At 61.7% G+C, this 15039-nt stretch carries 14 protein-coding genes; 8 read left to right on the top strand and 6 right to left on the bottom strand.

Features of this window, described 5'->3' with window-relative positions; all coding sequences use genetic code 11:
* The first annotated feature begins 79 nt into the window (after positions 1 to 79).
* The 6 genes from DFO48_RS18120 to DFO48_RS18095 all read left to right on the top strand — a co-directional run bounded on the left by DFO48_RS18120 (position 80) and on the right by DFO48_RS18095 (position 7471).
* Positions 80 to 2095: an NADPH-dependent 2,4-dienoyl-CoA reductase gene (locus DFO48_RS18120; RefSeq protein ID WP_114864343.1), complete on the top strand. Its 2016-nt coding sequence runs from the start codon at positions 80 to 82 to the stop codon at positions 2093 to 2095.
* Between the two features lie 16 nt (positions 2096 to 2111).
* Complete coding sequence (locus tag DFO48_RS18115) at positions 2112 to 4238, top strand: NAD(P)/FAD-dependent oxidoreductase (protein ID WP_114864342.1); 2127 nt, start codon at positions 2112 to 2114, stop codon at positions 4236 to 4238.
* A gap of 186 nt (positions 4239 to 4424) precedes the next feature.
* On the top strand, positions 4425 to 5009 hold the full coding sequence (locus DFO48_RS18110) for a nucleotidyltransferase family protein (RefSeq protein WP_114864475.1): 585 nt from the start codon (positions 4425 to 4427) through the stop codon (positions 5007 to 5009).
* 123 nt (positions 5010 to 5132) lie between these two features.
* Complete coding sequence (locus DFO48_RS18105) at positions 5133 to 5609, top strand: GNAT family N-acetyltransferase (RefSeq protein WP_114864341.1); 477 nt, start codon at positions 5133 to 5135, stop codon at positions 5607 to 5609.
* 248 nt (positions 5610 to 5857) lie between these two features.
* Positions 5858 to 6349 (top strand): hypothetical protein, encoded by a 492-nt coding sequence (locus DFO48_RS18100; RefSeq protein WP_003078322.1) that lies wholly within the window; start codon positions 5858 to 5860, stop codon positions 6347 to 6349.
* Between the two features lie 288 nt (positions 6350 to 6637).
* Positions 6638 to 7471, top strand: a complete 834-nt coding sequence (locus tag DFO48_RS18095) for an aminoglycoside phosphotransferase family protein (protein WP_114864340.1) — start codon at positions 6638 to 6640, stop codon at positions 7469 to 7471.
* Positions 7472 to 7523: 52 nt separating this feature from the next.
* Here the strand turns inward: DFO48_RS18095 and DFO48_RS18090 are convergent, their stop codons facing one another.
* From DFO48_RS18090 to DFO48_RS18075, 4 genes are read right to left on the bottom strand one after another with little or no spacing between them, the layout of a single operon-like run.
* Positions 7524 to 7784, bottom strand: coding sequence for a hypothetical protein (locus DFO48_RS18090; protein ID WP_114864339.1), 261 nt, complete (start codon positions 7782 to 7784; stop codon positions 7524 to 7526).
* Positions 7785 to 7802: 18 nt separating this feature from the next.
* On the bottom strand, positions 7803 to 8195 hold the full coding sequence (locus DFO48_RS18085) for a nuclear transport factor 2 family protein (RefSeq protein ID WP_114864338.1): 393 nt from the start codon (positions 8193 to 8195) through the stop codon (positions 7803 to 7805).
* A 17-nt stretch (positions 8196 to 8212) separates the two neighbouring features.
* On the bottom strand, positions 8213 to 9112 hold the full coding sequence (locus DFO48_RS18080) for an MBL fold metallo-hydrolase (RefSeq protein ID WP_114864337.1): 900 nt from the start codon (positions 9110 to 9112) through the stop codon (positions 8213 to 8215).
* 50 nt (positions 9113 to 9162) lie between these two features.
* Entirely contained in the window at positions 9163 to 9801 is a 639-nt protein-coding gene (locus tag DFO48_RS18075; RefSeq protein ID WP_114864474.1) for a DsbA family protein, read from the bottom strand.
* 79 nt (positions 9802 to 9880) lie between these two features.
* Between DFO48_RS18075 and DFO48_RS18070 the strand changes: the two genes are divergently transcribed.
* Positions 9881 to 10816, top strand: coding sequence for a LysR family transcriptional regulator (locus DFO48_RS18070; protein WP_114864336.1), 936 nt, complete (start codon positions 9881 to 9883; stop codon positions 10814 to 10816).
* Between the two features lie 241 nt (positions 10817 to 11057).
* Here the strand turns inward: DFO48_RS18070 and DFO48_RS18065 are convergent, their stop codons facing one another.
* Positions 11058 to 11828, bottom strand: coding sequence for an SDR family NAD(P)-dependent oxidoreductase (locus DFO48_RS18065; protein ID WP_003078336.1), 771 nt, complete (start codon positions 11826 to 11828; stop codon positions 11058 to 11060).
* 311 nt (positions 11829 to 12139) lie between these two features.
* Positions 12140 to 13564: a coniferyl aldehyde dehydrogenase gene (locus DFO48_RS18060; protein ID WP_114864335.1), complete on the bottom strand. Its 1425-nt coding sequence runs from the start codon at positions 13562 to 13564 to the stop codon at positions 12140 to 12142.
* A 124-nt stretch (positions 13565 to 13688) separates the two neighbouring features.
* Here DFO48_RS18060 and DFO48_RS18055 point away from each other — a divergent pair, with 124 nt between their 5' ends.
* Positions 13689 to 15023, top strand: coding sequence for an MFS transporter (locus DFO48_RS18055; RefSeq protein WP_233506445.1), 1335 nt, complete (start codon positions 13689 to 13691; stop codon positions 15021 to 15023).
* The last annotated feature ends 16 nt before the right edge of the window (positions 15024 to 15039 follow it).

Raw genomic sequence — 15039 nt, 5'->3', positions numbered from 1 at the left:
GACGATGTAATTCCCCTAGGGAAAATTTACCGTGGCCCTTCCTACACTGGCGCAACGTTTGCGTGTGAGGAAACCAGCCATGTACCCCCATCTCTTCCAGCCCATCACCATTGGCCACATCACCCTGAAGAACCGGATTCTGATGGGCTCCATGCATACCGGGCTGGAGGATCAGGCGCAGGGTTTCGAGAAGCTGGCCCTCTTCTATACCGAGCGTGCCCGGGAAGGGCTGCAGCTCATCGTCACCGGGGGCTTCGGCGTCAACGAGTGGGCGCTGGGCATGCCCGAGCATGCCGAGTTCTCGACGCTGTGCACGCCCGAGCAGGCGGCCCGGCACCGCCTCATCACCGACGCTGTGCATGCCGAAGGCAGCCATATCCTCATGCAGGTACTGCATGTGGGCCGCTACGACCACGGCAGCGGCGGCGTCTCGCCAAGCAGCGTGCTCTCCAAGCTCAGCAACCGCAGCTCGCGTGAACTCAGCACAGCGCAGATCGAGCAAATCATTGCCGACTATGTGCGCTGTGCCCGACTGGCCCGGGAAGCCGGCTATGACGGCGTGGAGGTCATGGGCGGCGAGGGCTATCTGATCAACCAGTTTCTGGCGCCGCTGACCAACTTCCGCACCGATGAGTGGGGCGGCGATGCCGCCGGCCGCAGCCGCTTTGCGCTGCGCATCGTGCAAGGCATACGCGCGGCCGTGCCCGAGAACTTCGTCATCAGCTTTCGCCTGTCCCTGATGGACCTGGTCGAGCACGGCAGCCACTGGAAGGAAGTGCTTGACCTGGCCCGCCAGCTGGAAGCCGCTGGCGTGGACCTGTTCAACACCAGCGTGGGCTGGCATGAGGCGCGCATTCCCACCATTGCCATGATGGTGCCGCGCGCCGCATTCAGCTGGGCTGCCGAGCAACTCAAGCAGGCGGTCAGCGTTCCCGTGGCGGCCAGCAACCGCATCAACACCCCCGAAGTGGCCGATGACCTGATTGCCCAGGGCCATGCCGACATGGTGGCCATGGCCCGCCCCTTTCTGGCCGACCCGGCCTTTGTGCGCAAGGCACAGGCGGGCCAGAGCAATGCCATCAACACCTGCATTGCCTGCAACCAGTCCTGCCTGGATCGCATCTTCACGCGCCAGCAGGTCAGTTGCCTGGTCAACCCCAGAGCCTGCCGCGAATGGGAATGGCCGCAGGAAAAAGCCGCAGTTCCGCGCAAGATCGCCGTGCTCGGTGCTGGACCAGCAGGACTGGCCTGCGCGCGCGAGGCGGCCGACCGAGGCCACAAGGTGACGCTGTTCGAGCCCGGCGTCCGCATCGGCGGCCAGTTCTTTCTGGCGCAGAAGGTACCCGGCAAGCAGGAGCTGGGCGAGACGCTGCGCTACTTCGAGCATGAAATCCAGCGCCTAGGCATAGAGCTGCGGCTCAACACCACACCGGACATCGACACCCTGAGCGTCTTTGATCATGTGGTCGTGGCCACGGGAGTGACACCGCGGCGCAGCGGCATCGAGGGCGAGAACAGCTCCAAGGTGGTGGACTATATCGAGGCCTTGCGCAGCCCCCGCTTTGTCGGCGAACGCGTGGCCATCGTGGGCGCGGGGCCGCTGGGCTTTGACATGGCCGAGCTGCTGGCCCATCACAAGGCCGACGACGGCAGCGTGGCCGCCTTTGACCGCGAATGGGGCATCGATCCAAAGCGCGAGCAGCGCGGCGGCATCAAGGCCAGCGAGAGGGCCGATTCGCCGCGTCAGATCTGGCTGCTTCAGCGCAGCAAGGCAGCCATGGGCAGCACCTTGCCAACCACCACGGGCTGGATTCGCCGCACCCGGCTCAAGAACAAGAGCGCACGCATGTTCAACGACGTGGAGTACATCCACATTGACGACAACGGCCTGCACCTGCGCATACGCGGCGAGCAGCGCTGCCTGAGCGTGGACAACATCGTGGTCTGCGCCGGCCAGGAATCACATGACCCCTGGTCATCCAGACTTCAAGCACAAAGCATTGCGCACACAGTAATTGGAGGCGCGCGCAATGCTCACAAAATTGACGCCGCACGCGCCATCGAAGAAGGGGCCGAACTCGGCCGAAAACTATAGGAGACAGCGAAACAAAATGAGCAATCCCCACGCATCAATGCTGCAGCCGGGCCGTATCGGCATCATGGAGCTGAAGAACCGCATCATCATGGCCCCCATGGGCGAGAACTACGGCGGCACCGACGGTATCTGCGGCGAACGCGCCCAGGACTATTACGAAGAGCGCGCCAAGGGCGGCACCGGCCTCATCATCATGGGAACGGCCGCCATCTCCTGGCCCACCGGCACCAGCGAGCCGCACCAACTGGGCATCTCCAACGACAGCTTCATCCCCGGTCTGGCCGAAGTCACGCGCCGCGTTCACTCGCACGGCGGCAAAGTCGCCATCCAGATCAATCACAGCGGCAAGGTCGCTGCCAATGACCGCACCCACGGGCGCGAGATGTGGGTGTCCTCGATTCCGCCCGACGGTCCTGTGGCCGAAGCCATGCGCACCGTCACGCCCAAGGAATTCTCGACCTTTGTGGGGATTGGCCCCTACCCCGACCGCTACCGCGTGATGGACAAGGCCGATATTGCACAGATGGTGGAATGGTTTGCTGCGGCCGCCCTGCGCGCCAAGCAGGCCAACTTCGATGCTGTGGAAGTGCACTGCGCGCACAACTACATGATCGCCAACTTCCTCTCACCCTTTTTCAACAGCCGCAGCGACGAATACGGCGGCAGCTATGAAAACCGCAGCCGCCTGCTGCGCGAAGTGCTGACTGCCGTGCGCGAGCGCGTGGGCGCAGACTTCCCCATCTGGGTGCGTATCGACGCCGAAGAAATGCACACGCCCGGCGGCATCACCATGGACGAGGCACTCAAGACTGCCAAGCTCTGCGAAGAGCTGGGCGTGGATGCCATCAATGTCTCGGCCTATGCGCGCCTGCCCACAGGCTCGGCCTTCACGGATGCACCGATTCCGCAAAAGCAGAATGCTTACCGCGAATTTGCCACCGGCATCAAAAAGGCGGTCGGCATTCCCATCATCTCGGCCGGCCGCTGGGAGCTGGATGCCGCCGCCGCCGCCATCAGCAATGGCGAGATTGACTTTGTGGCCATGGGCCGCAAGCTGCTGGCCGACCCCGACCTGGCCAACAAACTGCAAGCCAACACCGCCCAGAGCGTGCGCCCCTGCATTTATTGCTATGCCTGCGTAAGCGAGATTTTCATCAACAAGGGCATCAAGTGCGCGGTCAACGCACAGACCGGCCACGAGGCGACCAGGACCATCACCTTTGCCGAAAAGCCCAAGCATGTACTGATCGTCGGTGGCGGCCCTTCGGGCATGGAGGCCGCCCGCGTCGCCGCCCTGCGCGGCCATCGCGTGACGCTGGTCGAGCGCAGCGACCGCCTGGGCGGCACGCTGTTCTTTGCCGCACTGGCCTATCCCGAGAACGGCCGACTGCTCGACTATCTGGTCAAGCAGATGGACCACCCCAATATTCAGGTTCGCTTTAACACCAGCGTCGATGCCAAGCTGCTCGATGAACTCAAGCCCGACGAAATTCTGGTGGGCACCGGCGCCAGGCGTGCCGCCCCCGCCATCGAAGGTGCGCAGCAAAGCCATGTCTGGAGCGGCGACGAACTGCGCCGCCTGATGACGGGCGATCGCGCCGAAGAAATTGCCAAGGCCAAGCTGAATCTGGCCGAGCGCGCGCTGTTCAAGGCCGGCGGCATGCTCAAGGTGACGGACAGCACGACAGCGATCCAGAACCTGTCCAAGCTGTGGATGCCCCTGGGCAAGCGCGTGGTCATCATCGGTGCTGGCCTGGTCGGCCTGGAGCTGGCCGAGTTCCTGCTCGATCGCGGCCGCGAAGTCACCGTGCTGGACCCCGGCACCCACCCCGGCACCGAGCTAGCCATCGTGCGCCGCTGGCGCGTGTATGACGCCGTGAAGAGCCACGGCAAGCTGCTGATGCAGTCCAACGTCACGCGTATCGAGCGCAAGGAAGTCGTCTGGACGGACAAGAAGGGCGAGGAATACCGCACGCCAGCCGACTCCGTGGTGCTGGCCATTGGAGCCGAGGCCGACTCCGCCGTTGCCGACCAGCTGCAATCCCTTACCCAGACTCCCGTGCGCCGCATCGGCGACTGCCAGGACCTGGGCTATATCGAGGGCGCCATGCATTCAGGCCATCAGGCCGGACGCGAAGTCTGAAGATACTCTTCGATAGCTGAAACCGCCTGCGAGCCTTGATCTCGCAGGCGGTTTTTCATTGGAGTCACAGTATTTCGGCAGAGCGGCCAATAGGCTTCATCTGGCCGGAAGCGGGTCTTCGCAACTGAAGCAAAATAGGATCGATCTTGCCTTTGACTTTTGTTTCACCAAGGATTAACTGTCCCGATGCCTACGCCTGAGCGCTTCGTTGCGGATGTCCTCCAAAATATCAACAATCGTGCAATTTTTGAACGCTGGGATGATTTGAATCTTCCAGATGGCTGGCTTGTTGCAGGCTGCTTATTTCAGACAGTGTGGAATTTGCAGGCGCAACGAAATCCTGAGGACTCCATCAAAGACTACGACCTCTTCTACTTTGATCCATCGAGCACCACTGACAGTGCGGAGCAGAAAGTACAAGCACATGCCGATCGCGTTTTACGCGACCTGGGCATCAAGATTGAAGTCACGAACCAAGCTCGGGTTCACTTGTGGTACGAGTCATATTTCGGTCGTCCATATGAAGCACTGCGTAGCTCTTGCGAGGGAATAGATCGCTTCCTGATCCCGGCTACTTGTGTGGGCCTTCGCCCAGGCAGCCTCTATGCTCCGAACAGCCTGGAGCTGATCTATGACGGAGTTTTGGCACTCAATCCATTGACCCCGCATCGTGAACTTTTCCAGCAAAAGGCCGAGTCTTACCAAGCGCGTTGGCCATGGCTGCGAATCGTTGCCCCGGGTCATCAGCCTCAGAGATTTGATGCACGCTGATGGGTGCGAGCATGTTCGCCCTGGGTCATTCCGGGACCGTGGCCTGTCGGCCAGGAGCAGACCTTACACTTCAATGCAGGTCGTTCAATTTACTCGCTGTTCGTACTATGAAAAGTCTTTCCTATGTCCAGAATTGACGCTACAACATCCGTAGTAGTAAGAGAAGTCCAGCCACATGACTTTGAAGCGTGGCTTTCACTCTGGGATGGCTATAACGCTTTCTATGGAAGGGCCGGAGCTACCGGACTGGCAAAGAAAATTACCCAGAAAACCTGGGAGCGATTCTTTAATCCCATCGAACCTGTATTTGCGCTGGTCGCTGAAGATGCAGGAGAAGTGGTTGGTCTAGCGCATTACATATTTCACCGTAGTACTACGAGACTTGGCCCTGTCTGCTATCTGCAGGATCTTTTTACGGCCCCGAAAAAGCGTCAGCTTGGAGTTGGCAAGGCCCTCATCAGCAACGTCTACAAGCAAGCAATGCTGGCTGGCTCAAATCGCGTCTATTGGCAAACACAGTCAACCAATGAAGCCGGCCGTGCGCTCTACGACAAGTTAGCCAAACATAGCGGTTTCATCGTGTACAGCCATGAGCTTTAGTCTTCTGCTCCAGACGAACGAATGAGACTACGCAAAGTAGTGGCGGCTTTGGCTTGAATCGACGCTCGAGTGCAGTCTCTGCTTTCCACCGGGATGGTCTTGCCCAGTGCCTTTGGGCGAGGCCTCTGCGTCGACCTGTTCAGGGCATACATGGCCCACAACGCCCAAGCTTGAGATAGACCCAGCCTCACAAGCTGTATAAAGAAACAGTAGACTTTGGACTTGATAGCACCAGGAAAAGTCCAGACATGCCAGCAGAACTCGAACCAGAAGACGTCTCCATCTTCGAAGACCGCCTTTGGCACCACAAGGGCTGGGAAGCCCGCGTCATCAAGAATGAAGACGACGATGGCTGGGCGGTGTCAATGACCCAAGACGGTCAAGCGGAACCCGCTTTGGTCGGCCCATGGACCATGGGGCGCGACAAGAAGAATCCCAAGCCTCTTGACGTGTCGGCCTTCAACACGCTGGTGAAGACTGCCAGCGAAGTGATACGTCGCCATGAGCAGCACCAGGCAGCGCTGTTGCACAAAGCCATCCAGATTGAAGTTCGCGGATTGCGCGTGACGGTGGCTCTCGATATTGAGCCCGATGAGGACAATCCCACGGCGACTCTCACTGCCACCGCAGCGGACGGCAGCGAATTGGCCAAGGTACGAGTCCGACCGGCTCATAGTCTCACCCGTGCGTCTGCACAGCGCTGGGCAGACGCAGGCTACCCGCGTGAGAGCGAGGACTGAACCTCTGGACAAGACCCTTGCTCAGAATTCGGGTGGGCCCTTTCTGGGCGACCAATGTCCTTAGCTTGGCCTTGGCCTCGGCTGCTTGTGAAAGCTTGCTTGAGCACCGAAAGAAAGTAATACCGGAGAAGTTGAGCACTCCATCCAGCCGACCTTGCCGGGCATGCCCGACACTCCGCAGCCCCGGTCAAGGAGTTGCATTGACCCGTTGAAGCCACCGCCATCAGCGGACATTGGACAACTGCACCAGATCTTCGGATTGCATGGGTTAGCTCGAAAATCAGCCAGATGCCCAACCTCGACCTGTTTGATATCCATCTTCAACGCTGGAGCGCGAAGGTGGCCGGCGCCCCTTTCACCACTCATACAAGTGACCTTCTACCCGTCATCCTCACAAGGAACTGGGCAGGTCTGCCTGCAATGATCAAGATCACGCGAGATCTTGATGAGCGCATCGGCGCCAGGGTGCTTCAATGGTGGGGCGGCAATGGAGCAGCGCGAGTCTATGCCTACGACCAAGATACAGGAGCGCTGCTGATGGAGCGCGCTACCGGCTCCAGGCATTTGCTGCACATGGCCAGAAAAGGCGAAGATGATGCAGCGACAAACTGTATCTGCCGCACCATCGAGCAACTGCATTCAAAGAGATCCTCGGCACCACCTGAAGAACTGCTGCCACTGGCGGATTTTTTTAAGTCACTCGCGTTGATGGCACAACAGGAAGGCGGCTTGATGGCCGAATGTGCAACGGTGGCAGCTGAGCTGCTCAATGAGCAACGTGAACCTGTCGTCCTGCATGGTGATGCGCACCACGGCAACATACTCGATTTCGACAGGCGTGGATGGCTGGCGATAGATCCAAAGCGCGTCACAGGTGAGCGGTACTACGACTACGTGAGCGTGCTGTGCAACCCCGAGCTGGAGACTTGCACCGACCCGGAGCGCTTCGCTCGGCAGCTTGCAATAGTCATCAATGTCACAGGGCTGGAACGTCGGCGTTTACTCAAATGGGTGATGGCTCACGCCGCTTTGTCGGCAGCCTGGTTCCTGGAGGATGCAGAGCGCACCAGGGCCAACAGGCAACTGGCCGTTGCGCATCTTGCGAGGCAGGCACTGGGATAAGGCGTCCAACTCTGCCGCCAAAAGGCCGGCTCTCGGACGGTCGGCCTCGGGCTCACGCGCCGGGCCGAGCGCGCAGCGCCGCGTCGAACCGGGCCAGCTCCTGCTGCAGCGTGCCTCGCTGCCTGAAACGCTGGCCGGCCCGCTCATACCAGTTCTCGGCGTCCTCCAGATCACCTTCCTGCAGATGCAGCAGCCCGTGCAGCCAGGCCGCGAGCAGGCCGTCATGGCGCTGCACGGCATCGTGCGCGGCATTCCATTGCCCGGCCCGCATCTGCAGCGCGATGGCTTGCAGCTGCGCATTGACTTCGCTCATGGCAGGACTCCGTTGCGCTCAGGCCAGCAGCGCCTGCTGCACCAGGTGGCTGTCCACATACTGCTCCATGCTCGTGATCCTGCCCTCGTTGAGCCGGTACAGATGGGCGAAGCTCGCCGTCATCGCCTTGCCCGTCTTGCGATAGGTGCCCGAGTAGACGCCGAAGGCGGCCACGCGGTCGCCATCGGCCAGGTAGGTGTGGACCTTGGCGCTGTAGCCGTCCCACTCCGTCGCCAGCCGCTGGAACACGCCCGAGGCAATCTGCTGCGGGCCGACGTAGGTTCCTGCATAGGGAAAGCCTGCGGCCTCTGTCCAACGGGCGTCAGGCGCCAGTGCAGCCAGCAGATTCCTGCCGTTCTCTTCGGACGAGCCTTCGTAGGTCGCGCGGATGATATCCAGATTGGTAGTCATGGTGTGCGTCCCTGGCTTCAGCCCCACTTCATCTCACCCATGGCCACCTTGGCGCCGATCTGCAGCGCGGCGGCCAGGCCGGCGTCAGGATAGCGCTTGTTCATGGCGGCAATCAGCGCGTCGCCATTGGACGCCCTGGCCAACTCCTGCTCGAAGGCCAGCAGGTATTCGCGGGTGTAGTTCACTGCCGAAACATCCAGCGCTCCATGGGCGCCCAGGTGGCCCGGCACGATCACGGCCGGCTTGCGTGCGGCGATGGCTTCCAGGTTCTTTACCCAGGCGGCGCGGGAGGCCGGCGTCGGGGTATCGGCCGTCCACACATGCAACCCGGAGAAGACCAGCACGCCACCGAAGACCGCATTCAGCGAGGGAACCCACAGGTAGCGGCGGTTCTCCAGTCCTTGTGCCTTGACGATTTCGATGGTGTTGCCCTCCAGCATCAGCGCGGGGCCGTCATAGGCCTCAGGAAAGACGATGTCGGCAAGCTTCTGCGGACCGTTCTCCTTGAGCTGGGGCGCCCAGGTAGCGATCTTTTTTTGCACATTGGCGCGGATGGCGGCAATGGTGTCGGAGGCGGCCAGCACCCTGGCAGCGGGGAAGGCGGCCTTGATCGGAGCCAGGCTGAAGTAATAGTCCGGGTCGCTCTGGCTGACGTAGATGGTGGTCAGCTGCTTGCCCGATGCCTTGATGGCTTCGGCCACGGCGCGGCCATCGGGCAGGGAAAAGCCGCCGTCGATGAGAATGGCCTCGCTGTCGCCCGAGAGCAGCACGGGCGCACGGAAGAAGCCTTTGTCGTCTGCTGGAAAGTGCTTCCATTGCAGCGTGGAATGGCCGCTAACAGCTGCGGCGCAACCCGCCAGGCCTGTGACGATGCCGGCGGCGGCGGCGGTTTGAACAAAGTCTCGGCGATTCATCATGATGGTCCTTTGGTGAATTTCAAAAATGGCGGAAGTCAGACACGCAAGGCTCAGCCCGCGCTGAGTTGCTCGGCAAAGGCCTGCGGATTGGAGTAGGCGGCACTGGAGTTCAGCAATCGGCGCTGGCCATTGGCCTCCAGGATGAAGCTTGGAACGCCGCGCGCGCCAACCTGGCTCTGCAGCGCCTTTGCGCCTTCGATGCGGGCTCGATTGGCAGCCAGCAGTTCGCCATCAGAGCGCAGCAGGCTTGCAGCAGCCTGCTCCAGCCCCAGAGCCTGCAGAACTGCCATCAGCGTGTCCGGTTGCGTGATGTCCTCGCCATTGACGTAGCGGGCATGCTGAATGGCCTCAAGGGCGTCAAGCTCGCGCTCTGGAGTACACAGACTGACAGCGCTCAGCGCCAGGGTGGCCGGGCCGCTGTCGAACAGTTGCTGGCGATCCGACAGCACATGGCTGCGGTAGCGCTCGCTGAAGCGCTGGCCCGTCAGACGCTCGATTCGCTGATCGTTGTCCCAGGCATAGGCTGCAAAGTCGTCGTCCATGGGGCGTGCACCCGCGCCTGCGAAAAGGCCGCTGGGCAGCAGGCGCACCTCGACCTCGGGCACTTTGCCCAGAGCCGCCACCGCTGCGGCGGCACCGTAGCACCAGCCGCACAGGGGGTCGAATACGTAATGCAGGGTCTTGGTCACTGAGGGCTCCATTGCTTCAATGCCCTGATCGTAGGAACAAAGCATTGACAGAAAAAGCCTGATCGAATAGATAAACTGTATGTCAATAGCAAACAATTCAGAAGAATCCATCGCCGGCAGGCTTGCCAATCTCAAGCGCCTGGCTTACTTCGCGGCCGTGGTGGAAACCGGCAGTTTCACGGCAGCCGCAGACCGGCTGGGCATTACCAAGGCCGTGGTCAGCCAGCAGGTCGCAAGGCTGGAGCACGAATTCCACACGACGCTTCTGACTCGCACCACCCGCAAGGTCGTTGCCACCGACGCAGGCCGGATCTTCTATCAACGCTGTGCATCCATCCTCAAGGAAGCGGGTGATGCCTTCGACGAACTGGGGGAAGTGGCGGCCGAGCCTTCGGGAACCTTGCGTCTGACCGCCCCGCTGGACTATGGCATCACGGCAGTGGTGCCGGCCATCACCGAGTTCACGCGGCACTATCCCCAATGCAAGGTGGACGCCGTGTTCAGCGACCAGCCGCTTGATCTGATGTCGGGGCAGGTCGAGCTGGCAATCCGCGTCGGCTGGCTTTCCCACTTGAATGTGCAGGCCCGTCAGATCGGAAGCTTCAGGCAATTGCTGGTCGCCGCTTCCTCATTGCGCCGGCAAGTGGCGCAGCTCAAACAGCCACAGCACATCAGCGAGCTGCCCTTTGTCGCGAACACTGCCCTGCGTGAACCCTGCAGCTGGAGCTTCTCGCGCAGCGAGCTGGAGCGTCAGAGCGTGACAGTACACCCGGTGATCGCGCTCGATGCGACACTGGCCGTGCGCGAAGCTGTGCGTCATGGGGCAGGCTTGTCGGTACTGCCCGACTTCGCCGTTGCCGATGATTTGAAGAGCGGCACGCTGATACAGGTGCTGCCCGGGTGGTCGCTGCCATCGGGGGGCATTCATGCCGTGTTCCCGACCGCACGATTCCGACCTGCAAAGGTCAAAGCTTTCGTGGACCTGATGCAGGAGCAAATCCGCTCCAGAGCATGACCGAGGCCGGCCCTCAGGCGACGACAAGCTGAAGCCACACCAGAGCGCCATCGCACAGCAGCCGTGTCGTCCAGGGGCAGCAGCTTGCAGACCTTGCAATTGCTCTTGACCGGAAACGCAAAGGCTCGGCTCATGCTGCGGCTCGGCTCAAGCGACATCGTCAGGCGTGCATAAAAAAGGGAGCCCAAGCTCCCTTTTTCTGCGCGAAGCGGTCGGCCCCGCCTGAGCGATGCCATCAGACTCAGAAGTTGGGAGCTTCCACACCTCCGTCAACCCCCAGCACTTTGCCAGTCACCCAGCTCGATGCGGGGCTGGCCAGAAACAGCGCGGCATTGGCAATGTCTTCGGGCTGGCCCATGCGTGCCATGGGTGTGGTTTTCTCCATGCGCTCCTTGCGATCCGGTGTGAGAAACGGCGCCAGTGCATCGGTCATGATGGTGCCGGGCTCGATGGCGTTGATACGTACCTTGGGACCGAAGTCCTGCGCCAGGCAGCGCGTCATCTGGTTGAGCGCGGCCTTGGCCGCACCATAGGCGCTGAAGTACTTTTGCGAATAGCGTGCCGCCGTGGACGAGATATTGACCACGGCCCCGCCGCCCGCAGCCTCCATGGCCGCTGCGGCCTTCTGGATCAGCGTGTATGCAGGCACCACATTGAACGCCAGCATGTCGCCCACCGCCTTGCCCGCCACCTTGCGCGGGTCGTTGGGACCGCCGCCGCCCACATTGTTGATGAGCACATTGATCTTGCCCAGCTCCTCCACGGTGCGGACGATGAGCTTGTCCAGATCTTCCTCTTTGTTCACATCGCCCTGCACGGCAATGGCTCGGCGCCCCAGCGCTTCAATTTCGGCCTTGACTGCCTGCAGGTCCGCCTCGGTGCGCGCAAACAGCGCCACATCGGCGCCAGCCTTGGCCAGCGTGACAGCGCATGCACGGCCGATACCCTTACCCGCACCGGTCACCACAGCCACCTTCCCCTCCAGCGAAAACTGGCGAAAAATCTCGTTCATGTCTCTTCCTATGATTGCGTTCTGACCCGCCCATGCTCTGTACGAAACGCTTTCAGGACATCAGCCAAACGGACCATGGGACAAGCCCCATGGTCAGCCCCGGCAGCTTGCGTCAACACGCAAAAATGGATCCCCTGAAATGGAAAGCGCTGCACCAGGGCAGAGCCGCGAATCAGACAAATTCCAGATCAGACACAGCGAGCAAGGGCCTGGACGGCCCCGCTGCCCCGCAGCGAGACTGTCGTCCCTCTCCCGCGCAGCAGAGAGGGTGAAGCCGCGCGGCGGTTAGAGGCGGGGAGCCGCACAGCGGCTCAAGGGGTGACTGCTGCCTGCAGCATCTGTGCAAACTGCTCGTTATAGGGCGGCAGCATGCCCCACTCTCGACGCGGGTCGTGGTTGCCGGCCTTGTAGACGGAGCGGGCATGGCTGAACTCCAGAAAACCCTCGCGGCCATGATAGTGACCCATGCCCGAAGCACCGACGCCGCCAAACGGCGCATCCTCCAGCGCAGGATGCATGACCACGTCATTGATGGAGACGCCGCCGGACAGCGTGTTGTCCAGCACCCAGTTCTGCTCCGTCTCGTCGCTGCCGAAGTAGTACAGCGCCAGCGGGCGCTCACCGGCATTGATCGCGGCCACGGCGTCGCGGATGTTCAGGAAGCTGCGCAGCACCACGGCCGGGCCAAAGATTTCGTGCCGAGAGATTTCGGCTTCGGCTGGCGGATTGATGACCAGCGCCAGCGGCAGGCGGCGGTCTGCACCGGCTTGCGCGGCCCCGACTTCCAGCACGGTCAGACCGCGCGCCTTGGCATCATCGACATAGGCTTTCACACGTGCGTGGTGGCGCTCGTTGATCACGGGCGTCATGTCTGCGTTGCCTGTCACCGAGGGATACAGCGCCTGGTATTGCGAGGCAATGCCATCAGCCAGAGCCTGCAGGCGGGATTCATGGACCCAGACCACGTCGGGTGACACGCAAAGCTGGCCGGAGTTGAGCGACTTGCCAACGGCGATGCGCTCGGCCGCATTGGCGATGTCGGCGGAATCGCCCACCAGCACGGGGGACTTGCCACCCAGCTCCAGCGTCACGGGCACCAGGTTCCTGGCGGCGGCAGCCATGATGAGCTTGCCCACGCTGGTGGAGCCCGTGAAGACCAGATGGTTCCAGGGCTGCTCGGCAAATGCCGCAGCCACTTCGGGACCGCCCTGCACCACGGCCAGCACCTGGGGGTCAAAGCGCTTGGCCACGGCCTCGGCCAGCACCTGGGCCGTACGCGGTGCAATTTCGGAAGGTTTGAGCACGGCCCGGTTGCCCGCCGCGAACGCGCAGGCCAGCGGCGACAGCAAGGTGAACAGAGGCGCATTCCAGGTGCCGATGATGCCGATCACGCCCTTGGGCTGGTACTTGACCCAGGCCGTGGCACCAAACATGTCGAAGGGTTTGACACTGGGACGCTCGGAGTCACCCAGCCAGCCCTTGAGGTGATCGCGTGCATGCTTGAGCGAGGAAAGCGAGCCAAGAATGTCATTGGCCAGCGAGAACACGGCGGGGCGGCCACCAAAGTCTTCGCCCATGGCCTGGCACAGCTCCTCCTTGTGCTCCACCAGCATGTCGATGACTTGCTGAATACGCTGCATGCGCACATCGGCGCTGGCTGCGGCCTCTTCGATAAAGGCCTGTTTTTGCATGTCCAGCAGCTGGCGAATGCCGATGGACGAATTCGTCTGGGTCATTTTGTCTCCTCGATACTTCTCTTGAAAGCCATGAACGGAAGGCACATGCTCAGACCTGAGGATTTCGCGGTCGTCGTCCAAAAAGACGATGGCATAACCCTAGGCCCCTCGCACGATGCAGCGCATGCACACCCATCAAACCCCGCCTCCCGCCGTCAGCTGGCGCACTCATCTCAGCCTCGCCCTGCTGGCGCTGGTCTATATTTTCTCCTTCATTGACCGACAGGTTCTGTCTATTTTGCTGGAGCCCGTCAAACAGGAATTCGGTGCCTCCGACACCGAGATGGGTTTGCTCACGGGGCTGGCCTTCGGTCTGATCTATGCCCTGCTGGGTGTGCCTGTGGGGCGTCTGGCCGACACCCGCAACCGCCGCAACATCGTGGCCCTGTGCTGCGGGATCTGGAGCCTGGCCACCGCTGCCTGCGGCATGGCCACCCAGTACTGGCACATGCTGCTGGCCCGCATGAGCGTGGCTGTGGGCGAAGCCGGCGGCATGGCGCCCTCGGTGTCCATAGTCTCGGACCTGTATCCCCCCAAGATGCGTTCGTTTGCCATCAGTCTGTTCATGATGGGCCCCAACCTGGGAACGCTGCTGGGCCTGGTCATCGGCGGCATGGTGGCCCAGCATTACGGCTGGCGCTCCGTGTTTCTCGCCTTCGGCATCCCGGGCGTAATCCTTGCGCTGCTGGTGTATTTCTTTGTCAAGGAACCGGCACGTGGCGCCTATGAGAGCATCAAGCCCGCAGCTCAAGACAGCGCTGCGCGCGAATCCATGTTTCGCCAGGTCAGGCGTTTGCTGGGCATGGCGCCGCTGCGCAATATCTGCATCGCCTGCGGCGTGGCCGGTATTGCAGGTTATGGCTACGGTGTCTGGGCTCCGAGCTTTTTCATGCGCATTCACGGCATGAGCATCTCCCATGCCGGCCTGGTGTTCGGCCTGGCCAGCGGCCTGGGTGCCGTGTTCGGCGCCATGTTCTGCGGCTGGCTCAGCGACAGATTGACCCAGCGCGACTCGCGCTGGCAGCTGCGTCTGGCCGCCATGGGCACCCTCTGCGCCGTGCCTGCAGGCGTGGCCGTGTTTTTCTGGCCCGTGTCCGACTTCTGGACGGTTGCCGGCATCAAGGTCCCCTATGCCATGGCATTTGCCCTGCTGTTCGGCTTTTTTGCGAGCTGGTTTGCCACGCTTGCATACAGCGCCGTCAGCCAGATGGTGACTGCCGCCGAGCGCAGCGTTGCCTCGGCACTTCTCAATCTGTTCATGACCTTGCTGGGCGTGGGCCTGGGTCCGCTGGTAACGGGCATTTTGTCGGACTACTTTGCCCGGACCCACGGCTCCGAAGGCCTGCGCTGGGCACTGATGGGCGTGACCTCGCTGCTCGTCATCACTTCGCTTTTCTTCGCGTTGGCCATCCGCCCCTATCAGCAGCGCCTGCAGCAGTTGCAGATGAATGCCGCCTGATCATCAAAAATTGGAG

The organism is Comamonas sp. AG1104, assembly GCF_003350425.1.
Lineage (GTDB): Bacteria > Pseudomonadota > Gammaproteobacteria > Burkholderiales > Burkholderiaceae_C > Comamonas > Comamonas testosteroni.
Note: the sequence above shows the minus strand (reverse complement) of the source record. Positions and strands in the feature narration are given on the sequence as shown.